25 protein-coding genes are annotated in these 24821 nt (G+C 62.6%); 15 read left to right on the plus strand and 10 right to left on the minus strand.

The window, feature by feature from the left end; all coding sequences use genetic code 11:
* Positions 1–329: 329 nt before the first annotated feature.
* Entirely contained in the window at positions 330–503 is a 174-nt protein-coding gene (locus AB4Y32_RS30095; RefSeq protein WP_368724815.1) for a hypothetical protein, read from the minus strand.
* Between the two features lie 55 nt (positions 504–558).
* Between AB4Y32_RS30095 and imuA the strand changes: the two genes are divergently transcribed.
* The 3 genes from imuA to AB4Y32_RS30110 are packed head-to-tail and all read left to right on the plus strand — an operon-like array spanning position 559 to position 5821.
* Positions 559–1266 (plus strand): translesion DNA synthesis-associated protein ImuA, encoded by a 708-nt coding sequence (gene imuA, locus AB4Y32_RS30100; RefSeq protein ID WP_368724816.1) that lies wholly within the window; start codon positions 559–561, stop codon positions 1264–1266.
* Positions 1196–2665 (plus strand): DNA polymerase Y family protein, encoded by a 1470-nt coding sequence (locus tag AB4Y32_RS30105; RefSeq protein ID WP_368724817.1) that lies wholly within the window; start codon positions 1196–1198, stop codon positions 2663–2665. The genes imuA and AB4Y32_RS30105 overlap by 71 nt, the downstream gene beginning before the upstream one ends.
* Positions 2666–2671: 6 nt before the next feature.
* Positions 2672–5821: an error-prone DNA polymerase gene (locus AB4Y32_RS30110; RefSeq protein ID WP_368724818.1), complete on the plus strand. Its 3150-nt coding sequence runs from the start codon at positions 2672–2674 to the stop codon at positions 5819–5821.
* 24 nt (positions 5822–5845) lie between these two features.
* Here the strand turns inward: AB4Y32_RS30110 and AB4Y32_RS30115 are convergent, their stop codons facing one another.
* A complete protein-coding gene (locus AB4Y32_RS30115; RefSeq protein ID WP_368724819.1) occupies positions 5846–6760 on the minus strand; it encodes a dTDP-4-dehydrorhamnose reductase family protein in 915 nt (304 codons plus the stop codon).
* Between the two features lie 14 nt (positions 6761–6774).
* Positions 6775–6984 carry a heavy-metal-associated domain-containing protein gene (locus AB4Y32_RS30120; RefSeq protein ID WP_368724820.1) on the minus strand — a complete coding sequence of 70 codons (210 nt, stop codon included), beginning with the start codon at positions 6982–6984 and terminating at the stop codon, positions 6775–6777.
* A 136-nt stretch (positions 6985–7120) separates the two neighbouring features.
* On the opposite strand from AB4Y32_RS30120, the gene cueR reads away from it, so the two are divergent.
* The 4 genes from cueR (at position 7121) to AB4Y32_RS30140 (ending at position 9745) form a co-directional block, all read left to right on the plus strand.
* The gene (gene cueR, locus AB4Y32_RS30125; protein ID WP_368724821.1) at positions 7121–7546 is read left to right on the plus strand and encodes a Cu(I)-responsive transcriptional regulator; all 426 of its coding nucleotides are present in this window, start codon (positions 7121–7123) and stop codon (positions 7544–7546) included.
* 283 nt (positions 7547–7829) lie between these two features.
* A complete protein-coding gene (locus AB4Y32_RS30130) occupies positions 7830–7976 on the plus strand; it encodes a DUF3563 family protein (RefSeq protein ID WP_368724822.1) in 147 nt (48 codons plus the stop codon).
* 198 nt (positions 7977–8174) lie between these two features.
* Complete coding sequence (locus AB4Y32_RS30135) at positions 8175–8519, plus strand: hypothetical protein (RefSeq protein ID WP_368724823.1); 345 nt, start codon at positions 8175–8177, stop codon at positions 8517–8519.
* Positions 8520–8710: 191 nt separating this feature from the next.
* Positions 8711–9745 (plus strand): ABC transporter substrate-binding protein, encoded by a 1035-nt coding sequence (locus tag AB4Y32_RS30140; protein ID WP_368724824.1) that lies wholly within the window; start codon positions 8711–8713, stop codon positions 9743–9745.
* A gap of 108 nt (positions 9746–9853) precedes the next feature.
* On the opposite strand, the gene AB4Y32_RS30145 is transcribed toward AB4Y32_RS30140, so the two are convergent.
* Entirely contained in the window at positions 9854–10699 is an 846-nt protein-coding gene (locus AB4Y32_RS30145) for a 23S rRNA (adenine(2030)-N(6))-methyltransferase RlmJ (protein ID WP_368724825.1), read from the minus strand.
* A 195-nt stretch (positions 10700–10894) separates the two neighbouring features.
* Positions 10895–11866, minus strand: coding sequence for a potassium channel beta subunit family protein (locus tag AB4Y32_RS30150; protein ID WP_368724826.1), 972 nt, complete (start codon positions 11864–11866; stop codon positions 10895–10897).
* A gap of 210 nt (positions 11867–12076) precedes the next feature.
* Here AB4Y32_RS30150 and AB4Y32_RS30155 point away from each other — a divergent pair, with 210 nt between their 5' ends.
* Both AB4Y32_RS30155 and AB4Y32_RS30160 read left to right on the plus strand, forming a co-directional pair.
* On the plus strand, positions 12077–12874 hold the full coding sequence (locus AB4Y32_RS30155; RefSeq protein ID WP_368724827.1) for a 3-hydroxybutyrate dehydrogenase: 798 nt from the start codon (positions 12077–12079) through the stop codon (positions 12872–12874).
* 15 nt (positions 12875–12889) lie between these two features.
* The gene (locus AB4Y32_RS30160; protein ID WP_368724898.1) at positions 12890–14140 is read left to right on the plus strand and encodes a DUF3734 domain-containing protein; all 1251 of its coding nucleotides are present in this window, start codon (positions 12890–12892) and stop codon (positions 14138–14140) included.
* Between the two features lie 195 nt (positions 14141–14335).
* Here AB4Y32_RS30160 and AB4Y32_RS30165 read toward each other — a convergent pair whose 3' ends face one another.
* A complete protein-coding gene (locus tag AB4Y32_RS30165; RefSeq protein ID WP_368724828.1) occupies positions 14336–15535 on the minus strand; it encodes an amino acid aminotransferase in 1200 nt (399 codons plus the stop codon).
* A 374-nt stretch (positions 15536–15909) separates the two neighbouring features.
* Here AB4Y32_RS30165 and uvrB point away from each other — a divergent pair, with 374 nt between their 5' ends.
* The 6 genes from uvrB (at position 15910) to AB4Y32_RS30195 (ending at position 22092) form a co-directional block, all read left to right on the plus strand.
* Positions 15910–18003 (plus strand): excinuclease ABC subunit UvrB, encoded by a 2094-nt coding sequence (uvrB, locus tag AB4Y32_RS30170; protein ID WP_368724829.1) that lies wholly within the window; start codon positions 15910–15912, stop codon positions 18001–18003.
* A 366-nt stretch (positions 18004–18369) separates the two neighbouring features.
* Positions 18370–18918 (plus strand): iron transporter, encoded by a 549-nt coding sequence (locus AB4Y32_RS30175; RefSeq protein WP_368724830.1) that lies wholly within the window; start codon positions 18370–18372, stop codon positions 18916–18918.
* Between the two features lie 75 nt (positions 18919–18993).
* Entirely contained in the window at positions 18994–19326 is a 333-nt protein-coding gene (locus AB4Y32_RS30180) for a cupredoxin domain-containing protein (protein ID WP_342941101.1), read from the plus strand.
* Positions 19327–19392: 66 nt separating this feature from the next.
* Positions 19393–20238 carry an FTR1 family protein gene (locus AB4Y32_RS30185; RefSeq protein WP_368724831.1) on the plus strand — a complete coding sequence of 282 codons (846 nt, stop codon included), beginning with the start codon at positions 19393–19395 and terminating at the stop codon, positions 20236–20238.
* Complete coding sequence (locus AB4Y32_RS30190) at positions 20235–21641, plus strand: 4Fe-4S binding protein (RefSeq protein ID WP_368724832.1); 1407 nt, start codon at positions 20235–20237, stop codon at positions 21639–21641. Before AB4Y32_RS30185 ends, AB4Y32_RS30190 begins: the two co-directional genes overlap by 4 nt.
* Positions 21642–21684: 43 nt before the next feature.
* The gene (locus AB4Y32_RS30195) at positions 21685–22092 is read left to right on the plus strand and encodes a heme-binding protein (RefSeq protein WP_368724833.1); all 408 of its coding nucleotides are present in this window, start codon (positions 21685–21687) and stop codon (positions 22090–22092) included.
* Between the two features lie 303 nt (positions 22093–22395).
* Here the strand turns inward: AB4Y32_RS30195 and hemP are convergent, their stop codons facing one another.
* From hemP to AB4Y32_RS30215, 4 genes are all read right to left on the minus strand, one after another.
* A complete protein-coding gene (gene hemP, locus AB4Y32_RS30200; protein ID WP_368724834.1) occupies positions 22396–22668 on the minus strand; it encodes a hemin uptake protein HemP in 273 nt (90 codons plus the stop codon).
* 139 nt (positions 22669–22807) lie between these two features.
* A complete protein-coding gene (locus tag AB4Y32_RS30205) occupies positions 22808–23299 on the minus strand; it encodes an SRPBCC family protein (protein ID WP_368724835.1) in 492 nt (163 codons plus the stop codon).
* 37 nt (positions 23300–23336) lie between these two features.
* Positions 23337–23735, minus strand: a complete 399-nt coding sequence (locus AB4Y32_RS30210) for an OsmC family protein (protein WP_368724836.1) — start codon at positions 23733–23735, stop codon at positions 23337–23339.
* A 179-nt stretch (positions 23736–23914) separates the two neighbouring features.
* On the minus strand, positions 23915–24787 hold the full coding sequence (locus AB4Y32_RS30215; RefSeq protein WP_368724837.1) for a pirin family protein: 873 nt from the start codon (positions 24785–24787) through the stop codon (positions 23915–23917).
* Positions 24788–24821: the final 34 nt, after the last annotated feature.

Consider the following 24821-nt stretch of genomic DNA (forward strand, 5'->3'; position numbering starts at 1 on the left):
CTACAACTCGGTGCGCCCGCATAGTGCCCTGGGGCAACTGGTGCCGGACCAATTCCGGCAACTGCATCAACCGAAAACCGACGAGCTCACTAACTTACGAATGGTGTACTCGGCGGGGTAAGGTCAACCAGCACCCAGGCGCACTAACCGAACACCAACTCTCCTCAATGCTTCGTCTGCGGGGCCGCAACGTCCCCGTCATCCGCACGCAGCGCATCGCTGATCACACTCTGGCATCCCGTCTCACCCAGCAACGCGACGTCGCGGGCAATGACCTGCGGCAACGCTGCTCATCAAAATCGATCATCCGCGCAAGCATCTGATGTTCATTACCGGAAATCCGTCACAAGTCCCAATCCAGCAATCCAGATATTCCAATCCGGACGCACAATAACCGTCATTGCTGCGCTTTTAAAAGCTTTAAAGCACAGAAAAACCCAATCAGACATAGCATTTAATTCAGAAGAAAAGCAAACCAAAACCAAAAAAGGGGCACGATTCATCCCGCAATTTTCCGTGTAGGATACTGTATAAATATACAGGCATTTTCCTACGTCGATGTCAGCCCCCGCTACCCGTGCCGAAGAGATTCATCCGTCGCTATGGCGAGCCTCGCAGCTCGCGCGCGGCGGGCGGCGCACGCTCGACACCGGCTATCCCGCGTTATCGACGGAGTTGCCCGGCGGTGGCTGGCCCATCGGCGCGCTTGTCGATTTGCTGGTCCAGGTGCCGGGTGTCGGCGAGATGCGGCTGTTGCGGCCGGCATTGAGTTCACTGGGCGAGCGGCCCATTGCTCTCGTTCAGCCGCCTCATATACCGGATGGGCTAGGCCTCAATCACATCGGGCTCCCGCTCGACAGGCTGCTGCAGATCAAAGCCCCCAAAAGCGCCGACGCCTTCTGGGCCGCCGAACAGATCCTGCGTGCCGGCAGTTGCGGTGCGCTGATCCTGTGGGCGCAGCATGCGCAGGCGTCGTCGCTGCGGCGTCTTCATCTGGCTGCGCAGTCGTCGGAGACGCTCTTCATCATGGTCCGGCCGCTCGCCTCGGCTCAGGACTCATCGCCGGCATTACTGCGGCTGGCGTTACGCCCCTCGGCCGACGGTCTGATGGTCGACATCGTAAAGCGACGAGGTCCAACACGCGCGGAGCCTCTGTCGATTCCTCTTCAACCCACTCCTGTTCTGTTTTCCCGCCATGCGCGTTTTTCTCGCCGTCCATCTGCCGAAATTGCCGCTCGAAGTCTTCCGACCGAGGTGGTCGCCTGAGCCGGTGCACGGCAGCGCGGTTCTGGAGAAGGACAAGGTCGCGATTGCCGACAGCGCGGCCCGCGCAGCCGGCGTGCGATTGGGCATGAAACGCGGTGGCGTGCTGACGCTGTCGCCGGAAACGGCTCTATACGAGCGCGACATCGCACGTGAAAACGCGGCGCAGCGCGAAGCCGGCGTGGCGCTGATGAAGTTTTCGCCCGATGTCGCGTTGCTCGACGAAGCGACGGTGCTCGTCGAAGTCGGCGCGAGCGTGCGGCTTTTCGGCGGGCTGCTGTCGCTATGCCGGCAGGCGAAGGCGGTTCTCGATGCGCTCGGCTTGACGGCGCGCATCAGCGCCGCGCCGACGGGGCAGGGCGCGTGGCTTCTGGCGAAACACGGCAACCGACGCGTGCTGCAACTCGCGTCGCTCGAGCGCGTGCTCGCACCGCTGCCGATGCTCGCCGTGCCGGAGATTCGTCCGTTTGCCGACTGGTTCGGCGGTTTGGGCTGCGAATGGATTGCCGATGTGCGCCGTCTGCCGCGTGCCGGTCTGCAGCGGCGCTGCGGCGAGCATCTGCTGGATTCGCTCGACCGCGCGTTCGGCACCGCGCCGGAACTGTTCGACTGGCTCGAGCTGCCGCCCACGTTCAGCGCGCGCCTCGAATTGCCCGATCGTCTGGAGCATGCGGATGGCGCCGTGTTTGCCGCGCATCGTCTGATCGTGCAGTTGTGCGGCTGGCTGTGCGCGAAGCAACTGGCGGTGACGGCGATCACGCTGTCGTTCGAGCATGAGCGCGGGCGCGAAGCCATCGCGCCGACGTCGATCGACATCGCACTGGGCGAGGCCGCCTGGCGCGAAGACCATCTGCTGCGCCTCGTGAAGGAGCGGCTGCATCGCCTCACATTGGATGCCCCGGCTATCGCGGTGCGGCTCGATGCGTCGAAGGTCGATGCGGCCGCGCCCGCCACCGATCAGCTCTTTCCCGAGCCGGGCGGCTCGCCGGCGGATCACGCGCGGCTGATCGAGCTGCTGGTTGCGCGTCTCGGCGACGAAAACGTGTTGCGTCCCGCGCCGACGGCCGACTACCGGCCGGAAGTCGCGAACCGCTGGGTGCCCGTGAACCACGCGGAAAAAAAGATGCAATTGCCGAAGAGCCTGCCGCGTCCGACATGGATGCTGGCGACGCCCGTGCGCCTGCTGATGCGTCAGCACCGGCCGTTTTACGGCTCGCCGCTGAAGATGGTGTCGCCGGGCGAGCGGATCGAAGCGGGCTGGTTCGACGGCGCATTCGTCACACGCGATTACTTCGTCATGCAAGGCGAAGACCGCAGTTGCTACTGGGTTTATCGCGAGCGCATCAGCAGCCGCGATGCCGAAGAGGAGCCGCGCTGGTTCCTGCACGGCCTGTTCGGATGACGCGCGATGGACACCACACTCAATGCGTTGCCGGCCTACGCCGAGCTGTTCTGCTTTTCGAACTTCACGTTCCTGCATGGCGCGTCGCATGCGGAAGAACTCGCCGAACGCGCGTTTCAGCTTGGTTATTCGGGGCTCGCCATCACCGACGAATGCTCGCTCGCGGGTGTCGTGCGCGCGCATGTCGCGGCGAAGGAAGTGGGCTTGCCGCTCGTCATCGGGTCGTATTTCCGGTTGCGCAATGCCGATGGCACGCCCGCGTTCGGCCTGATTCTGCTCGCGCAGAATCGCGAAGGCTACGGCAATCTGTCGGAGCTGATCACGCTCGCGCGCACGCGCGCGCCGAAGGGCGAATATCGCCTCACGCCGCACGATCTGTCGCGGCCCGATCGCGAGAATACGCATCTGCGCGGCATGCCCGATTGCCTCGCGATCCTCGTTCCCGACTTTCCCGCGGACGAAGAGGCGCTCGAAGCGCAGATCGAATGGCTCGACGAGACGTTTCCCGGCCGCGCATGGGTCGGGCTCGTGCTGCATCAGCGTGCGATGGACGACATTCATCGCGGCGCGCTCGAATATGTCGCGGGCAAGCAGAGCGTGCCCGTCGTTGCATTGGGTCATGTCGTGATGCATGTGCGCTCGCGCAAGCCGCTGCAGGACACGATGACAGCGATTCGCGTCGGCAGGCCGGTGCACGAATGCGGCTACGAGCTTGCGCCGAATGCAGAACAACATTTGCGCTCGCGTCTGCGCATCGCGAATCTGTATCCCGAGCATACGTTGCGCGAAACGATCAGCGTGTTGTCGCGCTGCACGTTTTCACTCGACGAACTGCGCTACGAATATCCCGACGAACTCGTGCCCGAAGGCTATACGCCGACGCAATACCTGCGTCAGGAAACGTATTTCGGCGCGCAGCGGCGTTTTCCTTCGGGCATTCCGCACAACGTGCAGGAGCAGATCGAGCACGAACTCGCGCTGATCGTGGACCTCAAATACGAGCCGTATTTTCTGACCGTCTACGACATCGTGCGTTACGCGCGCAGCCAGCACATTCTGTGTCAGGGGCGCGGGTCGGCGGCCAACTCGGCTGTCTGCTATTGCCTGGGCGTGACGGAGGTGGACCCGGCACGCGGCAACATGCTGTTCGAGCGGTTCATCTCGAAGGAACGCGGCGAGCCGCCCGACATCGACGTGGACTTCGAACACCAGCGGCGCGAAGAAGTGATCCAGTACATCTATCGCAAGTACGGACGCGACCGCGCGGCGATCGCGGCGGCCGTGTCGACGTACCGGCCGCGCGGCGCGTTGCGCGAGACGGGTAAGGCGCTCGGCATCGATCCGCAGATCGTCGATACCGTCGCGAAGTCGCATCACTGGTTCGATACGAGCCACGACCTGCTCAAGCGCTTCGAGGAGTCGGGGCTGAACCCGGAGAAGCCGCTGATCCAGGCGTGGGCGCGGCTCGCATCGCAACTGCTCAATTTTCCGCGCCATCTGTCGCAGCATTCGGGCGGCTTCGTGATCAGCCGCGGCAAGCTCACGCGGCTCGTGCCCGTCGAGAATGCGGCGATGGCCGATCGCTCGGTGATCGAATGGGACAAGGACGATCTCGAATCGCTTGGCCTGCTGAAAGTCGATGTGCTCGCGCTCGGCATGCTGTCGGCGATCCGGCGCACGCTGGATCTCGTGTCGGAGCGGCGCGGCGAACGCTTCGAGATGCAGGATATTCCGCCGGAAAACAAAAAGACCTACGACATGATCTCGCGCGCCGATACGATCGGCGTGTTTCAGATCGAATCGCGCGCGCAGATGAGCATGCTGCCGCGTTTGCGTCCGCAGACGTTCTACGATCTCGTGATCGAAGTCGCGATCGTGCGGCCGGGACCGATTCAGGGCGGAGCGGTGCATCCGTATCTGCGGCGGCGGCAAAGACTCGAACCCGTCAGTTATCCGAACGACAAGCTGAAAGTCGCGCTCGAGCGCACGCTTGGCGTGCCGATCTTCCAGGAGCAGGTGATGCAGGTCGCGATTATCGCGGCGGGGTTCACGCCGGGCGAAGCCGATCAGTTGCGCCGCGCGATGGCCGCGTGGAAGCGCAAGGGCGACCTCATCAAATACTACGACCGCATCGTCAACGGCATGCAGGAACGTGGCTACCCGCAGAGTTTCGCCGAGAGCATCTTCGAGCAGATCAAGGGCTTCGGCGAATATGGTTTTCCGGAGAGCCACGCGGCGAGTTTCGCGCTGCTGGTCTATACGAGCAGCTGGCTGAAATGCCACGAGCCCGAGGCGTTTCTTGCCGCGATGCTCAACAGCCAGCCGATGGGCTTCTATACGCCGTCGCAACTCGTGCAGGACGCGCGGCGGCATGGCGTGATCGTCTTGCCCGCGGATGTGACCGTCAGCGGCTGGGATTCTGCGCTCGAAACCGTGGTGGGCAGCGCGCGTCCCGCCGTTCGCCTCGGGCTGTCGCTGTTGCGCGGCATGAAGGATGGCGCGGCGGAGCGCATCGAAAATGCGCGCGCGGTGCGCCCGTTCAGGAGCGTCCACGATCTCGCGCGCCGGGCGCAACTCAACCGGCACGACCTGCATGTGCTCGCCGATGCGAATGCGTTGTCGTCGTTGGCGGGCAACCGGCGCGAGGCGTTGTGGCATTCGGTTGCCGCCGTGCCCGACAAGGACATGCTGTCCGCCGCCGCCGTTCAGGACGACACGCCCGAACTGGGTGCGCCGTCGGAGGCGCAGGACATCGTCGCGGATTACCGGTCAGTCGGGCTGACGCTCGGCCGTCATCCGCTGGAACTGCTGCGGCCCGTGCTGCTGGAGCAGCGCCTGATGCCCGCGTCGACGTTGCGCAACTATCGCAATGGACGTCTCGCGCGCGGATGTGGGATCGTCACCGTGCGGCAGCGGCCCGGCACGGCGAAAGGCGTGTTGTTCGTGACGCTCGAGGACGAGACGGGCAACGTCAACGTGATCGTGTGGCCGAGCCTGCTGGAGAAGCAGAGGAGGGAAGCGCTGGGCGCATCGCTGCTCGCCGTCTACGGCACGTGGCAATGCGAGGGCGAAGTGCGGCACCTCGTGGCGCAACGGCTCGTCGATATGTCGCATCTGCTGGGCGGGCTGCAATCGACGAGCCGCGACTTTCATTGATCGTCCGCGCCGTTTTATGCCCCGCTAACCACGCCACGGAAACTGGGCGAGCACCTGGCGGATCGCCGTATCGAATGGCGTGCGCCGGCCGATGCCGAGCGCCTCGAGCCGCGACGAGTCCAGATGGCAGTTGTGCGGGCGCGGCGTCGAGTCGGCCGGCGTGTGCAGCGGCGTGAGTTGCGCGTCGATTTGCAGCGCGTCTGCGAGGCGTTGCGCGATGTCGTACTTCGTCATCGGTTCGTCGCCGGACCACTGCGCCGTGCCGCACACCGTCTCGCCGCGTGCGTGCCGCTCCAGCAACTGCCGCACGACGACGGCCACGTCCGGCGTATACGTCGGATAGCGGATCGCCCACGCGTCCATCACGGCGGCCTTTGCGTCGGGCGCCGCGCTTGCCGACGCGGCGATCGTGGGCACGAGACTCGTCACCGCCGACTCGTGCCAACCCACGATTGGCCCGAACAGCAGCGGCAAGCGCAGCACACAGCCCAGGTCGGTCGATTCGGCGAGCGCCCGCTCGCCATCCAGCTTGCTGCGGCCATATGCGTTGATCGGCGACGGCCTCGCGTCCTCGCGATAGGGCGGCTGCGTGCCGTCGAACACATAGTCGGTGGAAATGGACAGCACCCATGCGCCGTGCTGCCGCGCCGCCGACGCAATCGCCCGCACGGCGTCGACATTCAACGCGCGCGCGAGCGCCGGATCCTGCTCGCACACGTCCGGCCGGCGCTCGGCTGCCGCGATCACGATGGCATCGGGTTGCTCGCGCTCGAGGAACTGCGTGACGGCATCCGCATCACGGATGTCCAGCCTGATGCTTTGCGGACTCGGGTGGCTGAATGCCGTCTGCACGAGTTGCCAGTCGCGCTGCCGGCTGAGCTCTCCGACAACGGACCGCCCCAACAGACCCGATGCGCCGATAACGGCAACCTTGAACATCCGCGTTCCCCGGGTCAATGGCCGTCGACGGCGACGACCGTGTAGCCGGCTTCGTCGATGGCGGCCTTGAGCGTGTCGACGGATGCGCCCGAGTGGACGGCGATCTTGCCCGCAGGCAGATCGACGTGAACCTGCGCGTGCGCGTCGTGTTCCTGGATGGCGCGCGTAACGGCCGCGACGCAATGCTGACAGCTCATGCCTTCTACCTTGAATTCGATGCTCATGCCTTTTCCTTTTGGCTTGTCAGTCCTGCAACCATTGAATTATGCCTGTCGACCGGCAACTAGGTGATTGACCTTCCCATCGTGGGAAGGTCAAGAATCGTGCAACATATCGTGAAAGCAAAATGGGGAACGGGTGATGAATATCGGTCAAGCGGCCCGCGCGTCGGGCGTGACGGCGAAAATGATCCGCTACTACGAGAGCGTCGGATTGCTCGCGGCGAAACAGCGGACCTCGGCGGGATATCGGATTTACGGCGCGCAAGAAGTGCATTCGCTGCGCTTCATCCGCCAGGCGCGGCGGCTGGGCTTTGCAGTCGGGGACATCCGCAGGCTGCTGGCGTTGTGGCAGGACCGGACGCGCACGAGTGCGGAAGTGAAATCGATCGCGCTGGAGCACGTCGCCGAACTCAACCACCGCATCGCCGAATTGACCGAGATGCGCGACACCCTGGCGCATTTGGCCGAACATTGCCATGGCGATGACCGGCCGGATTGCCCAATCATCGAAGGCCTCGCGGCCACTGAACCGATGACCGCCGTGCCCGATTGTCACAGCCATTGAAAAACATCGACGCTATGTTGTGCTCATTCACTCACGATTGCACCGAATTGGTGCCGCTGAGAGGCCTATTCCAGCTGATTTCGCGATCAATCTCAAAAAATTGGCCGCAAATCAAAGAGTTGCCCGAGAAATTAAGACGCACCATTCCAAAATGGAATGCACATCATTCGGGCAATTCACTGGCACGGTTGCACCAGTTCGTTATAATGCGGGTTAACCCTTCTACGTGAAATCCCTGATGTCCAACCCACCGGGGATTCTTAACTGATCCTTGGAGTTCATCATGATTGCGTTTCTGGTCGAAAAGCTGAGCAGCTGGTTTGAAACTGCTGAACGTAGCCGCCGTGAGGCTTATCTCGCAGCGTCGTCGGATATCGTTCAGCTCGAGCAGCGTATTCGCTCGCTCGAAACCAACGGCTACTCGCTGTAAGTCGATCGCACCGGCTTGCGCGGCACGCTGTTCGCCGCGAGCCCAACGCGATACGGAAGCCCCGCCACGCGGGGCTTTGTCGCATCTGGCGCCGGCGGATCGCGCGCGGCGGCTTCGACGACTAGCCGGACCGCCGACGTCGCGGTAATGTAGGATGTTTTTGCGATAACCGGCTTCCTACAATCAACCGGGGCGCTCATGTTTTCAGACCATTCGATGTTTCTGCTGCGGTCCGCAGCGATCGTCGTGCTGCTGGGGGCGGCATCGGCGGTGTTTGCCGCCTCGCCGGCTGGCCGTCCGCCGCTGCTTCTCGATACCCAGAGCGGCATCAGCGACGGCCAGAGCGGCACCATACTTCAAACGGGACCGCTTTCGACGAGACGCATCGTCGAAGCCCAACCGATCGCGCCGCCCGAAGAATTGCCGTACAACAACGGTTCGACGCCATATATCGTCGCGCCGTATATCCAGGTGCCGGGCGGTGCGCCAGCGCCGTATCCGCTGCCTCAGCCGCATCCACGACCCGCGCCTCGTTCGCAATAGATCGGCCGGTTCGCTCCGCACAACGATTCGTGCTTTCGCGCGCGACATGATCACCCGTGATTCGGGTTTCGGCGCATGGCGCGCGCCGGATCATCCGACGACAATCGTTGCGCAATCATCGCTCGCGGCACACACGTTTAACGCGTTCGACGCAGCGAGACGAACAACTCGAAAAAGACAGGAGACGACGAATGCCTAACCTCTGGTTCCTGCGTGCCATGGGCGCATGTGCAGCGCTGCTCGCGCTCGCGACGTATCCCGCTATCGCGAAGGAGACGCCCGAGAAGCCGAAGCTCACGATGGCCGTCGGAGGCTTGCCGGGCCTCTACTACCTTCCCGTGCTGACTGCGCAGCAACTGGGCTTTTTCAAGGACGAAGGCCTCGACGTGACGCTCGAGGACTTCGCGGGCGGATCGAAGGCGCTTGAAGCCGTGGTTGGCGGCAGCGCGGATGTCGGCGCGGGCGCCTACGAACACACGATCTTCATGCAGGCGAAAGGCCAGCACTATCGCGCGTTCGTGCTGATGGGCCGCGCGCCGCAGATCGCCGTGGCGGTGACGAAAGAGAAGGCCGGCACGCTGAAGACTCTGGCCGATTTCAAAGGCGCGAAGGTCGGCGTGAGCGCGCCGGGTTCGTCGACCGACCTCGTGCTGACGGTCGCGCTGCGCAAGGCAGGAGTGCAGCGCAGCGATATCTCGGTGATCGGTGTCGGCAGCGGTGCGACGGTGATTTCCGCCGTGAGCAACGGACAGGTAGACGCGCTATCGAACGTCGATCCGATGATGACCAAACTGCAGCGTTCGGGCGACATCAAAGTGCTGGTCGATACCCGCACCGTGAAGGGTACGCAGGAGGTATTCGGCGGGACGATGCCCGCGGCGACGCTCTATGCACCGGATAGCTTCATCCAGAAATATCCGAAGACGACGCAGGCGCTGGCCAACGCGATCGTGCGCGCGGACCGCTGGCTTCAGACGGCCAGCGACGCCGACATTGTGAAGATGGTGCCACCCGCTTATCTGCTCAACGACAAGGCGCTGTATATCGATGCCTTTCATAACGTCCGCGAAGCCTATTCGCCGGATGGCCTGATGCCCGCGGACGGGCCGCCGACGGCCTTGCGCGCGCTTTCATCGTTCGATACGCGGCTCGACGCGTCGAAGATCGACCTGAAGGCGACTTATACGAACGACTTCGCGCGGAAGGCGGACGAGCAAACCAAGTAGTTCCGGCGTTGCGAGGAGGCGGCGTCTTACGTGTCGGCTTCTTCGCTGACGCGCGCGCCTGCTTTGCTGGTTTCGCTGAGGCCGAGTCCGCGTTCGGCCCGCTGTGGCTCAGTCGCCGCGATGTTCGATTTTGAACTGCGCGGCCTTATCTTGACCGAGCGCATCGACGAGCCACAGCAGCGTTTCCTTCATCATCTTCGGCAACGTGTAGGGCGGATTCAGAATGAACATGCCGCTGCCGAAGAGTCCGAAACCATCGCTGGGCGGGCTGCTGACCGTCAGCGACACATGCAGCCAGTTCTTGTCCTGTAGCCGTTTCAGCTGGTCCGGGAAGCGCTGCGACTCCGGACGCGCGACTTGCGGATACCAGACCGCATACGTTCCCGTCGCAAAGCGCTTCAGACTTTCTTCGACGCATGTCAGCGTGCGCGCGTAATCGCGCTTGTCCTCATAGGACGGATCGACGAGCACGAGCGCGCGGCGTGGCGCGGGCGGCAGCAGCGTCTTGATGCCATCGAAGCCGTCGCCATCGAACAGCATCGCGCGCCGGCCGGCATCGCGGAAGTTGTGGCGCAGCACGTCGATTTCGGTGCTATGCAATTCGAACAGGCGCATGCGGTCCTGTTCGCGCATCAGCCGCCACGCGAGATAGGGCGAGCCCGGATAGAAACGCAACTCGCCGTCGGCATTCAGCGCGGATACTTCATCGACATACTCCGCAATCACGGGCGGCAAGTCCTTGCGATTCCACAGCTTCGCGATACCCGTTTCGAACTCCGCAGTCTTGGTCGCGTACCCTTCTTTCAGCGAATACACACCTGCGCCAGCGTGCGTGTCGATATACCAGTACGCCTTGTCCTTCTGTCCGAGATAGCGCAGCAGTTGCACGACGACTGCGTGTTTCAGGACGTCGGCGTGGTTGCCTGCGTGAAAAGCGTGGCGATAACTGAGCATGGCGATGAGGAGCGCTAGAAGAGGCTGGCGGGTTATGCGGTCGCGTATTGTACGTGAATGAGGTAAGCGAACGAGGCAAGCGAGCGAGCAGCGTGGACAACGCCGGCGGTACGCCGTTCCGGCCGAACGCATGAGCGGATCGACGGGTACCCGATCGGCGCTCGATCCATGTCCGACCCGCGCCCCTTCGAAAGCCTAGTCGTATTCGTCGCCGACAATCGCTTCAATGTTGAACTTGATCTCCGACGTGATCTGCTCGGCGACATCTTGTGCCTTCATGTTTTCCAGGATCTGCTCGACGCGCGATGCGCCCGTGATGACCGTGCTGACGTTCGGATTCGTCAGGACCCATGCAAGCGCAAGCTGCCCCACCGTGCAGCCCAGTTCGTCCGCGACTTCGCCGAGCTGGCCGACGATGCTGTTCCTGCGAGCGTCGGTGACTTCCTTGCGCAGCCAGTCGTAGCCTTGCAGTTCCGCACGGCTGCCGGATGGCACGCCGTTACGATACTTGCCCGTGAGCAGTCCGGAAGCAAGTGGGCTCCACGTCGTGAGACCGAGGCCGATGTCCTCATAGAGCCGTCGATATTCGTATTCGACGCGCTTGCGGTGAAACAGGTTGTATTGCGGCTGCTCCATCACCGGTTTGTACAGATGATGGCGCTCGGCGATTTCATGGGCCGCGCGAATTTCGTCGGCGCTCCATTCGGACGTGCCCCAGTACAGCGCCTTGCCGCGCGCGATCATATCGCTCATTGCCCATACCGTCTCGTCGATGGGCGTGTGCGGGTCGGGACGATGACAGAAAACGAGATCGACATAATCGAGTTGCAGGCGCTTCAGCGAGCCGTCGATCGCGTTGAGCAGGTACTTGCGATTGAGCGTGTGATACTGATTGGGCGCTTCGTTGAGCCCCCAGAAAAACTTTGTGGAGACGATGTAGCTCACGCGCGGCCAGCTCAGCTCCTTCAGCGCCTCGCCCATGATCTCTTCCGATCGTCCGCCCGCATAGACTTCGGCGTTGTCGAAGAAATTGACGCCCGCGTCGCGCGCAGCCGCCAGCGATTCCCGCGCGGCGCGCCGGTCCACCTGATTGCCGTAAGTCACCCATGAGCCGATCGACAGCTCGCTGACCTGCAGGCCGGAACGGCCGAGACGTCGGTAGTTCATCCAGATCTCCTTGTAAGTATCGTCGCAGGAACATCACATTAATCCGATTCCGCGAGACGTGCCTTTGGTGTTTCATTCGCTTCGGTTCATGCACAATAGCGAAGTCGGCCGCAGTGCAGCAATCGACCGAACGGCATATGCCGTTCAGCCAGCTTCACGCTATCTGCGCGCCATGGTCTCATCGCTCAATCAACTGCATGGAGGTTCTGGATGTCGTCATCGAATGAGAGTCTGAAAGGCAAGGTCGCCGTCGTCACGGGCGCGGCGAGCGGCATCGGCAAGCAGATCGCGTTGACGCTGTCGGCGGCGGGCGCGGCCGTCGCTATCGCGGACCTGAACCAGGACGGCGCAAACGCCGTCGCCGAAGAAATCAGGAAGGCAGGCGGCAAGGCGCTCGGCGTCGCGATGGACGTGACGAGCGAAGATGCAGTCAATCAGGGCATCGACAAGGTCGCGGCCGAACTGGGCTCGGTGGATATCCTGATCTCGAACGCAGGCATTCAGATCGTCAACCCGATCGAGAACTACTCGTTCTCCGACTGGAAGAAGATGCAGGCGATCCACGTCGACGGCGCGTTCCTCACGACGAAGGCCGCGCTTAAGCACATGTACAAGGACGATCGCGGCGGCGTCGTGATCTACATGGGCTCGGTGCACTCGCACGAAGCGTCGCCGCTGAAGTCCGCCTACGTGACGGCCAAGCACGCGCTGCTCGGTCTTGCGCGCGTGCTCGCCAAGGAAGGCGCGAAACATAACGTGCGCTCGCATGTCGTATGTCCGGGTTTTGTGCGCACGCCGCTCGTCGACAAGCAGATTCCGGAGCAGGCCAAAGAACTGGGTATCAGCGAGGAAGAAGTGGTCAAGCGCGTGATGCTGGGCGGCACGGTGGACGGCGTATTCACGACCGTCGAGGACGTCGCTCAGACGGTCCTGTTCCTGTCGGCATTCCCGACGGCTGCGCTCACGGGGCAATCGTTCATCGTGAGTCACGGCTGGTACATGCAATAACAACGGAGGGTGATGATGGCGCAACGCGAATCACAACGCAGCGTGAAGCGGGAGCGCGCCGGCGGCGCCGGTGCGGAAGAGGGCGAACGGGTGGGCGTGTCGTCCGGCGTTCGCGCCAGTCATCACATCGAGCTGCCGCAGTACGAAACTGTCGCGCTGGTGCTGCAGGGCGGGGGCGCGCTCGGCGCGTATCAGGCGGGCGTCTACCAGGGGCTCGACGAGGCCGGTATTTTGCCTAACTGGCTCGCGGGCATTTCGATCGGCGCGTTGAACACGGCGATCATCGCGGGCAATGCGCCCAAGCATCGCGTCGAAAAGCTGCACGAGTTCTGGGAGACGATCTGCCAGCCGGCCTACGGTCCGCCTGTGCCGCCGTCCATCGAACACGCGCTCTTCAACTCGAACGACGCAGTACGCAAGATGTTCACGGCGATGCAGGCTGTAGGCGCGCTCGTCGACGGGCAGAAGGGTTTCTTCACGCCGCGCTTTCCGCCGCCGTTGCCGGCCGTGTCGGTGCCACCGCAAAACGCGAGCTACTACGACACGACGCCCCTCAAGGCGACGCTCGAGCTGCTATGCGATTTCGACCGGATCAACTCGAAAGAGATGCGCGTGTCGGTCGGTGCGGTGAACGTGCACACGGGCAACTTCGCCTACTTCGACAACACGCATACGACGTTGAAGCCCGAGCATTTCATGGCGTCGGGTGCGTTGCCGCCGGGCTTCGGCGCCGTCGAGATCGATGGCGAGTACTACTGGGACGGCGGACTGATGTCGAATACGCCGCTCGCCGAGGTGGCGCAGGCAAGCCCACGCCGCGATACGCTCGCCTTTCAGGTCGATCTGTGGAGCGCGATCGGCCCCGTGCCCGACAACATCACCGACGTGCAGGGGCGTGTCAAAGACATTCAGTATTCGAGCCGGACTCGCTTCGTCACGGACACGATGCAACATTCGCAGCGCTTTCGGCATGTACTGCGCGAAGTGCTCGACCGCGTGTCGCCCGAGCATCGCGACGATCCGTGGTGCAAGCTCGCGGAGCAACTTGCCTGCTCGAAACGCTACAACATCATTCACCTGATCTACCGGGACAAGGAATACGAAGGGCATTACAAGGATTACCAGTTCGGCCTGTCGACGATGCATCAGCATTGGGAAAGCGGTCTGGACGATATCCGCAACTCGCTTGCGCAACCGGGCTGGCTCGATATGCCGGATAACGAGGCGAGCTTCGTCACGCACGACATTCATCGCGATTCACGTTGAGCGCAGTGTTCGACGCCTGGCGTTGACGTGTGGCATTGAATGCGCGTTTGCCGTCGCGTTGACACGCGATTGCGAGTCGGCATGAGGATGAGTGGGCACGACACGAAAAAGGCGCTCACGTGGAGCGCCTTTTGACTGGCAGCGTTAACCGCCATGCGAGAAGAGACGGCGCGTCGCCCCGTCTCTCTCTACGACTTACTTCAGGACGGCAGCAACCGCGTTGGCCACGACGTCCAGATTGCGCGTGTTCAGCGCGGCCACGCAGATACGGCCCGTGCTGACGGCGTAGATGCCGAACTCTTCGCGCAGGCGGTCGACTTGGGGCGCCGTGAGACCCGAGTACGAGAACATGCCGCGTTGTGCGTTGACGAAGCTGAAGTCGCGGTCGATGCCCGCCGCCTTCAGACGCTCGACGAGGCCATTGCGCATCGCGCGGATGCGGTCGCGCATTTCGCCCAGTTCCGTTTCCCACGTTGCGCGCAGTTCCGGCGAAGCAAGCACCGCTGCGACGACGGCGCCGCCATGCGTCGGCGGGTTCGAATAGTTCGTGCGGATCACGCGCTTGAGCTGTGACAGCACGCGCGATGCTTCTTCCTTGCTGCCCGTGATGATCGACAGTGCGCCGACGCGTTCGCCGTACAGCGAGAACGACTTCGAGAACGATGACGACACGAACACGTTCAGCTCCGACTGCGCGAAGAGGCGCACGGCAGCCGCGTCGGCGTCGATGCCGTCGCCGAAGCCCTGATAGGCGATGTCGAGGAACGGCACCAGTTCGCGTGCCTTCACGACTTCGACCACCTGACGCCACTGGTCGACGGAGAGATCGACGCCCGTCGGGTTGTGGCAGCACGCGTGCAGCACGACGATCGTGCCCGGCGCATAGCTGTTGAGCGCCGACAGCATGCCTTCGAAGTTCACGCCATGCGTCTTCGCGTCGTAGTACGGGTACGACACGACTTCGAAGCCAGCGCTTTCGAAAAGCGCACGGTGGTTTTCCCAGCTCGGATCGCTGATCGCAACCTTCGACACCGGATTGAGGCGCTTCAGGAAGTCCGCACCGATCTTCAGCGCGCCCGTGCCGCCCAGCGCCTGCGCCGTCACGACGCGGCCGGCGGCGATCAGCGGCGAATCGTTGCCGAGCAGCAGCTTTTGCACCGCTGCGTCATAGACGGCGATGCCTTCGATGGGCAGATAGCCGCGCGGCAGCGCGGCTTCAACGCGCGCCTTTTCTGCTTCGCGGACGGCGCGCAGCAGAGGAATCTTGCCTTCTTCGTTGGTGTACACGCCAACGCCCAGATTGACCTTGGTGGTGCGCGTGTCGGCATTGAAGGCTTCGTTCAGGCCCAGAATCGGGTCGCGGGGAGCAAGTTCGACGGCGGAGAACAGAGACATGATGATTCGGCAGTAGTGAAAAGAGGAAGGACTTCCGATGCTGCTAGGAACGGCATGCGGCCTGAGGCGGCCAGGTTCGGAACTTGCGATGAGAGCCATGCTCGGGTCCCGATCACGCATTCGACGACAGCCGCGGGCGCGAACGTGCCATTGTAACGAATCTCACCGGGGTTTTTCGCGCCCGGCGCGTTGGCAGGCGGATTAATTTGCAATGAAAACAGCGATCTGGCGATGTTTTTTGGCGGCCAACACGCGATTTCTGGCGCAACGGCGCGGGTGACCGGGCACGGTTTCAGACGCGAAGTGCGCCGTCGGCCCGACCGTTCGCAAAACGCTAGAATAGTCGTTTGCTCCGGGGCCGAGGTGCCGCTTCCATGTCCGAACATCATCTGAGTGAAGTCAACGACGCTCTCGACGAATCGAAATTCGTGACGTTCGAGGACTCGCCGTTCAGACTCTATCAGCCGTATCCGCCCGCCGGTGACCAGCCGACAGCGATCGACACGCTCGTCGAAGGCGTCGAGGACGGTCTGTCGTTCCAGACGCTGCTCGGCGTGACGGGCTCCGGCAAGACGTACACGATGGCGAACACGATCGCGCGTCTCGGCCGGCCGGCCATCGTCTTCGCGCCCAACAAGACGCTCGCTGCGCAGCTGTACGCTGAGTTTCGCGAGTTTTTTCCGCGCAATGCCGTCGAGTACTTCGTCTCGTACTACGACTACTACCAGCCGGAAGCGTATGTGCCGCAACGCGACCTCTTCATCGAAAAGGACTCGTCGGTCAACGAGCACATCGAGCAGATGCGTCTGTCGGCGACGAAGAGCCTGATGGAGCGTCGCGACGTCGTGATCGTCGCGACGGTGTCGGCGATCTACGGTATCGGTAATCCGTCGGAATATCACCAGATGATTCTGACGCTGCGCACCGGCGACAAGATCGGTCAGCGTGACATCATCGCGCGTCTGATTGCGATGCAGTACAACCGCAATGAGGCCGATTTCCAGCGCGGTTCGTTCCGAGTGCGCGGCGACACGATCGATATTTTTCCTGCCGAACATGCGGAAATGGCAGTGCGCGTCGAACTGTTCGACGACGAAATCGACACGCTTCAATTGTTCGATCCGCTCACGGGCCGCGTGCGTCAGAAGATTCTGCGCTTCACTGTGTATCCGTCGTCGCACTACGTGACGCCGCGTGAGACTGTGATGCGTGCCGTTGAGACGATCAAGTCCGAACTTCGAAGCCGGCTCGAGTTCTTCTACAACGACGGCAAGCTCGTCGAAGCGCAACGGCTCGAGCAACGCACGCGCTTCGATCTGGAAATGCTGCAGGAACTGGGCTTCTGCAAAGGCATCGAGAACTACTCGCGGCATTTCTCGGGCGCCGCGCCTGGCGAGCCGCCGCCGACGCTCGTCGACTATCTGCCGACCGACGCGATCATGTTCCTCGACGAATCGCACGTGCTGATCGGCCAGTTGAACGGCATGTATAACGGCGACCGCGCGCGCAAGGAAAATCTCGTCGACTACGGCTTCCGGCTGCCGTCCGCGCTCGACAATCGGCCGCTCAAGTTCAACGAGTTCGAGCGCAAGATGCGCCAGGTCGTGTATGTATCGGCGACGCCCGCCGACTATGAGAAAAAGACGTCGGGGCAGGTGGCCGAGCAGGTCGTGCGCCCGACGGGCCTCGTCGATCCGGAAATCAACGTGCGGCCGGCGCGCACGCAAGTCGACGACGTGCTGGCCGAGATCAACGAGCGCGTGGCCGCGGGCGACCGCGTGCTCGTCACCGTGCTGACCAAGCGCATGGCCGAGCAACTGACGGAGTTTCTCGCCGATCACGGCGTGAAGGTGCGCTATCTGCACAGCGACATCGATACCGTCGAGCGTGTCGAAATCATTCGCGACTTGCGGCTGGGCACGTTCGATGTGTTAGTCGGGATCAATCTGCTGCGCGAAGGACTGGATATTCCCGAAGTTTCGCTAGTTGCGATTCTCGACGCGGACAAGGAAGGCTTCCTGCGCGCCGAGCGCTCGCTGATTCAGACGATCGGCCGCGCCGCGCGCAACGTGAACGGCAAGGCCATTCTCTACGCGGACAGGATTACTGATTCGATGAAGCGCGCGATCGACGAAACCGAGCGGCGGCGCGCGAAGCAGATCGCGTTCAACGAGAAGATGGGAATCGTGCCGCGCGGCGTCGTGAAGCGGATCAAGGACATTATCGACGGCGTCTACAACGTCGACGAGGCTCGCGCGGAATTGAAGGAGCAGCAAGTCCGTGCGAAGTTCGAAGACATGTCCGAGAAGCAGGTCGCGAAGGAGCTGAAGCGGCTCGAGAAACAGATGATGGAGCACGCGAAGAATCTCGAATTCGAAAAGGCGGCTCGGGTGCGCGACGAGATTGCCCTGTTGCGCCAGCGGGTGTTCGGCGCGAACGTCGGCGATCACCTGACGGGCACGGATTAGGTTTCGACGGTGTCCTTTAAGACGCACACATGACCTGGGTGCGGCGCTTCGCGTCCGCGCCCGTCCGCTCGCCGGATCGCAACGACTGCATCATTCCGAAAACGGCGCTTTAAGCTCCCCGTAAGACCCTGTTGCAGCAAGGCTTTCCACGCATTCGCATTTGTTCTTCGACATGAACAGTGATACACTGACTCATGTATTGAGAATGGTTCGCATTACCGTTCGTTACTGCTTTCGCACTTGCGTCGGCGGTATCGAAAAATTGGCGAAAGAGACGTAAAGCAATGCGCATGCGAAACCTCTTCGACGCGCGTTTTCCGTTTTCAGCTTTTCCTTGCTTCAGCCTAAAAAAACAAAGGAGTTTCAATGCGCGTTTCGTCAATTCTGAGCAGCGGGGTTGCTGTCCTCGCTGCCGTTGCCGCGATGTCGGCGTCGGCCGCTGAGTATCCGATCGGCAAGCAGCAAATCCAGGGCGGCATGGAAATCGGCGCCGTGTATCTCCAGCCGATCACGATGGATCCAGAAGGCATGATGCGTAAGGCATCGGATTCCGACGTCCACCTCGAGGCGGACATCCACGCGGCCAAGAAGAATCCGACTGGTTTCGCAGAAGGCGACTGGATGCCTTATCTGCAAGTGCGCTACGAACTGACCAAGTCGGGCTCGAGCTATGACCAGAAGGGCGATCTGATGCCGATGGTCGCCGACGACGGTCCGCACTACGGCGACAACGTCAAGCTCGCCGGCCCGGGCAAGTATCACCTGAAGCTGATCGTCGAACCGCCGATGCAGACGGGCCATATGGCGTTCGGCCGTCACGTCGACAAGGAAACGGGCGTCGGCCCGTGGTTCAAGCCGTTCACGATCGAATACGATTTCGCATTTGCAGGCATCGGCAAGAAGGGCGGTTACTGATCGCCGTCGATCGCATCGCGATCTCCAATGAAGCAAGCGGCGCGTTAGAGCGCGCCGCATTTCCAGGAAGGGTGCATGAGAGTCAACAAGAAGATCGCCGTTCTGGCCTTGGCGGCATCGTTCATCGGGCTGGCGCACGCCGACGAGGCCGTGACGTTCAAGCTGGAAATGACGGACGGCAAGCTGAATCCGGCGCGTATCGAAGTGCCCGCCGGCAAGCGCATCAGAATCGAAGTGAAGAACACGGGTAAAGGCGCGGCGGAATTCGAGAGCGTCGAGTTGCGCAAAGAGAAGGTGCTAGCGCCGGGCGCCGAATCGGTCGTCGTGATCGCCCCGCTCGATCCCGGTACGTACAAGTTTTTTGACGATTTCCATCAACAGGCTCAGGGCGTGATCGTCGCCAAGTGACGTCGTCGCGGCAGCACGAGCCGTAACACGGGCGCGCGGCGTCCACTGAAGCAGTTGGAGGTTTCGATGGGTCAGGTAGTGTTCATCGTTTGGCGGGAGAGCGTCGAGGCGCTGCTCGTCGTCGGGATTCTGTACGCGTGGTTGAAGAATGGTGACGAGCAGGCGCGTCATGGTCTGCCGTATCTGTGGGCGGGCGTGGCGGCCGGCGTGCTGGCCGCGATCGGCCTGGGCGCGGCGCTGGTCGGGTTCACCGAGGTGTTGTCGGGCGATGCGCAGGACTATTTTCAGACCGCTATGGTGCTGATCGCGTGCGTGCTGATCGTGCAGATGGTGCTGTGGATGAAGTCGCACGGACGCACGCTCAAGCGGGACATGGAACAGTCGCTCAAGAAGAGCACGCAGGACGCGAGCTGGTGGGGCATCGCCGTGCTCGTCGCGCTCGCGATCGCGCGTGAGGGTAGCGAAACGGTGATCTTCCTGTACGGTCTCGGCTTCGGCCAGTCGGGCCATGTGGACGCGAGTCAGGTGATTGCCGTGATCGTCGGCCTCGGCCTCGCGCTCATCACGTTCTACGTGCTGCAGCTGGGCGGCAAGATCTTTTCGTGGCGGCTCTTTTTCCGCATCACGGAAATCATGCTGCTATTTCTCGGCGCGGGCCTGTTCCAGACGGGCGTCGACAAGCTGATCGACAAGGAAATCCTGCCGACCATCGTTGACCGGCTGTGGAACACGTCGATGATCCTCGACGACTCCGGCACGTTCGGCTCGCTCGTCGCGACGCTCACCGGCTATCGAGCTCATCCGGCGTTGATGAACCTGATCACGTACGCGCTGTACTGGGCTGTCGTCTGGCTGCTGCTGCGCCGTGCGAAGCGCGGTCCGGCGCGGCAACCCGCGGGGCGCGCGGCATGAGCAGTGTCGTTGCGAATCGCAGTAGCCGGCTTGCGGAAGTCGGCCACTGGATGCAGCGCCACGGCGCTGTCATCCGCGGCATTCAGTGGGTCGTCGTTGGCGTCTACGCGTTTCTGATTCTGGTGCCCGCGTTCACCGAACTGCCGGGCGACTCCGCGCATCTGTGGAGCAACCTGACGCTCGCCGCGCAGTTCGTTTTCTGGGGCATCTGGTGGCCGTTCGTGCTGCTGTCGATGGTGATGCTCGGACGCGTCTGGTGCGGCGTGCTGTGCCCCGAAGGCGCGCTGTCGGAGTTCGCGAGCAAATACGGACGAGGCCGGGCGATTCCGCACTGGATGCGCTGGGGCGGCTGGCCATTCGTCGCATTTGGCCTGACGACGATCTACGGCCAGATGGTCAGCGTCTACCAGTATCCGAAAGCGGTTTTGCTGGTGCTCGGCGGGTCCACGTTGGGCGCGATGGTCATCGGCTTGCTTTATGGCCGTGAGAAGCGCGTCTGGTGCAAATACCTGTGCCCCGTGAACGGGGTCTTTTCGCTTCTGGCGCGCCTCGCGCCGTTTCACTACAAGGTCGATGAAGACGCGTGGCGCCGCTCTTACAAGCAGGGCGAGCACGGTCATCGCGTGATACCCATCAACTGCGCTCCGCTCGTGCCGTTGCGCAACATGAAGGGTGCGTCGCCGTGCCATATGTGCGGCCGTTGCAGTGGGCACCGCGACGCGATCGCGCTGACATGGCGCAAGCCGTCGTCGGAAGTGGTCGATCTCGGCGACAAGCAGGCGAGCGCCTGGGACACGGCGCTGATCCTGTATGGCCTGCTCGGCATCGCGATCGGCGCGTTCCACTGGACGGGCTCTCCGTGGTTCATCGATATCAAGCAGACGCTCGCGACGTGGCTCATCGATCACGACATCATGTGGCCGCTCGACACGAATGCGCCGTGGTTCGTGTTCACGCACTATCCGGAGCAAAACGACGTTTTCTCGTGGCTCGATGGCGGGATGATCATCGGCTACATCCTTGCGACGGGCGCCTTCTATGGCACGGCGCTGCTCGCGCTGCTGGCGGGCGCGACGCGCACGCTGGGCCGCTTCGATACGACGCGCCTGCATCATCTCGCGCAGGCGCTGATTCCGATTGCGGGCACGGGCGTGTTCCTCGGGCTCTCGGCGACGACGCTGTCGCTGCTGAAGGCCGAGCATGTGCCGATCGACTGGGCTTCGGATCTGCGCATCGCGATTCTTGTGATCGCGAACGCGTGGAGCGCGTGGCTCGCGTGGCTCGTGACGCGCCGCTACACCGCGCACATTTTGCAGCGCGGGCTCGCGATGGTATGGTTCATGGCGGCATTGGCGGTCGTCGATAGTGCGTGGTGGCTGATGTTCTGGGGCTGGACGCACTGAAGGCGCGCCGCGTTTTCCACCGCGTTTTCCAGCGAGGCAGCCTGTGAGAACCAAACCCGTACTGACCGACGAAGACGTCAAGAAAATGGCGGCCGCCGCCGAGGCGCACGCGGTCGCCAATCACTGGATCGTGACGATCGCCATCCTCGACGATGGCGGTCATCTGCTCCATTTGCACCGGATGGACGGCGCCGCGCCGGGCACGGTCGAAATGGCGACCGCGAAGGGGCGCACGGCCGTACTCGGACGCCGCGAAACCAAGGTCTACGAAGACGTGATCAAACAGGGCCGCACGGCGTTTCTGAGCGCGCCGATCACCGCGATGGTCGAGGGCGGCGTGCCCATCGTCGTGGACGGCGAGACGGTCGGCTCGATCGGCGTATCGGGCGTCAAATCGGAGCAGGATACGGCGATCGCGCGCGCAGGGATCGCCGCGCTGGAGATCGGCTGACCCCGTTTTTCTGTCGTCGGCTGAGGCTCGCGATTCCGCGCGACAGGCCTTCAAAGACAAAAGCCGTGCGGATGTCTTCATCCACACGGCTTCATATCGTTTGAACGTCGCGCGATTTCGCTGCGCGCGCTTTGCGGTGCTATCCGCAGTGAGAACCAAAAAAAAGCGGCCTGGCTGGCTGAGACGGCTGGCTTGGTGTCTGCACGAAGGGGTCTAGATCTCGCGTGCAAGCCGTCGTGGCTGGCTAGTGCCCAACACCTCTCGGAGAGGTGGTCCCCACAATACCCGGTTCTACTGCAATCGTTACTTGGTCAGGATCAGCTTGCCCAAACGCGTCGCGCGCAGCTGATACGTCTCGCCGTTATGCACGATGCTCACGTGGCTGCGTCCCTGAAGCAGCGCGTCGCTGGTCAATACGCGCTCAGTCGGCTCGGCGGCCTGTGCGGCGTTGCTGCCGCTGCCGTTGCTGCGTTCGGCGGACACCGTCGTGACGGATTTCGTCGGGCGGCCGGTCGTCAGCGCCGTAGCCGCGGGGCGGCGCAGGCTGAGCGTGGAAGTGCGCGTCGTGTTCGTCATGCTTGCCATCGGTTCGTCGATTTGTTGGATTGATTCTAAATGATAACCATTCCCATTAACAAGGCTGCGAAATCAATCGGCACGATATTTCGATAGGCAGGGGATTGCGCCGCGCGGAGCGTCCGGCGGCGCGCAGGATTTAATGCAGCTGGTCAGGCGTATTGCGCGCGCTGACGTATTGGCGGATCAGGCGGACGGTGTCGATGTCCGACTCGCGATACGCCGATTTCACGATCTCTTCCGTCTGACGCGCGTCGGGATCGCCGTTGTCGTCGGCGGACGGCAGGCTCGTTTTGTACTCGAAGCGCAAAAAGAGCTGCAACTCGTCAGGCTGCTCGATCGTCATCGTCAGCGAACCGCCGACGTATTCGGCCGTTGCGAGGATGTCGTAACGCACGCTGTCCTTCGGCGTGAGCGTTACGCGATCGCGCACGGTCGCCTGGCCGTAGTGCAGTTCGCGCTCCATCGTGCTGTCGGTGCGCGACAGGATCGAGCAACTGTCGAGGCCGATGACGAACAGCTGCGGCTGCTCGGCGCGCAGCACGAGCCCTTCCCACAGTTGCTCGCGCGTCAGCGATTCGACGAGCGGATTCAGCGGATCGTTAATCTGGATCAGATGTTCGAAGTTCAAGACGGCAGCTTCCTCTTAAAGCCCAAGATTTATAGCGTCAAGCAACAGCCAGGCCCGTACGGATCGAAATCGGATTGCTGAGGATCTTGTGCACGGGACACGAATTGGCGATCTGCAGAAGCCGTTCCTGCTGCTCGTCAGACAGGTCGCCCGTCAGCACGATCTGGCGGTCGATGGCCGTGCCGTTGCCTTCTTTCTGGATCGACAGCGTCACGCGCACTTCTTCGAGCGGCCAGCCTTTGCGCTGCGCATACATCTTCAGCGTAATCGACGTGCATGCGCCGAGGCTCGACAGCAGCAGCGAGTTCGGCGTGGGGCCGCGATCGGCGCCGCCGAGCGACTCGGGTTCGTCGGCGATCCACGTATGCGCGCCGTCGTCGAACATGACCTGATAATTCGTCGAGCCGATGTGTGCCGTGACCTTCGTGTCTGCCATGCGCGCTCCTTACGGGAAAGGTGATGCCGCGCGGCGCATCACGCGGCGCACGGCTCAGGTTGCTTTTCTCAGGTTGCTATTGTGAACGAATTTGCGGCTATTCGCGGACAGGACGGCGGACAGGACGGCGGATAGGGCGCGCCGCGCGAAAAGCTGAAACCTCGGGGTAATAGGGCGCTTCAATGCGTGATCTGTCCCATGCGGCCCGCCTGATAGTCGATGACGGCCTGACGGATTTCGTCCTCCGTATTCATCACGAACGGGCCATAGCGCACGACGGGCTCGTTGAGCGGCACGCCGCCGAACAGCAGCACGTCGAGCGGCTCGTCGCCGGCGGCCATCGTCACCGTGTCGCCGTCGTTGTCGAATACGATCATCTGCTGCGCTCCGATTTCGAGCTGCTCGTCGCTGTAGAAGCCCTTGCCCGAGAGCCCATAAGCGAACACGCGATAGTCGCGCGGCACGGGATGCACGATGCGCGCGCCCGGTTGCAGCGTGAAATGCTGGTACAGAATGGGCGTGCGCGTTTCGATCGCGGCCTTCACGCCGAGCGCCTCGCCGGCGATCACCTTCACGCGCACCTTGCCGTCGTCGGAGGTCGCGACGGGAATGCCCGCCGACGGCATCTCCTGATAACGCGGCGCGATCATCTTGTCGCGCTTCGGCAGGTTCACCCACAGTTGCAGACCGTGCACGCGGCCGCCCGTCGCGACGAACGACGGGTCCGGCATTTCGCTGTGCACGACGCCGGAACCGGCCGTCATCCATTGGACATCGCCCGCGCGCAGCGTGCCCGAGTGGCCCGCCGAGTCCTTGTGGCCGAACTGGCCTTCGAGCACGTACGTCACCGTTTCGAACCCGCGATGCGGGTGATCGGGCGCGCCTTTCGCCTCGCCGGGCGCGTAGTCGACGGGACCCATTTCGTCGAGCAGCAGAAACGGATCGAAGTCCATCAGCATGCGTGTCGGAAACGGGCGGTGGACGACGAAGCCGCCGCCTTCAACCGTGCGAACGGAGGGGTACGTGCGTTCGATCGTGCGGGTCGCGCTCATCAAAGTCACCTCGAAAAATGGGGAATAGCGTTAT

This window comes from Paraburkholderia phymatum, from assembly GCF_040965635.1.
Classification (GTDB): Bacteria; Pseudomonadota; Gammaproteobacteria; order Burkholderiales; family Burkholderiaceae; genus Paraburkholderia; species Paraburkholderia phymatum_B.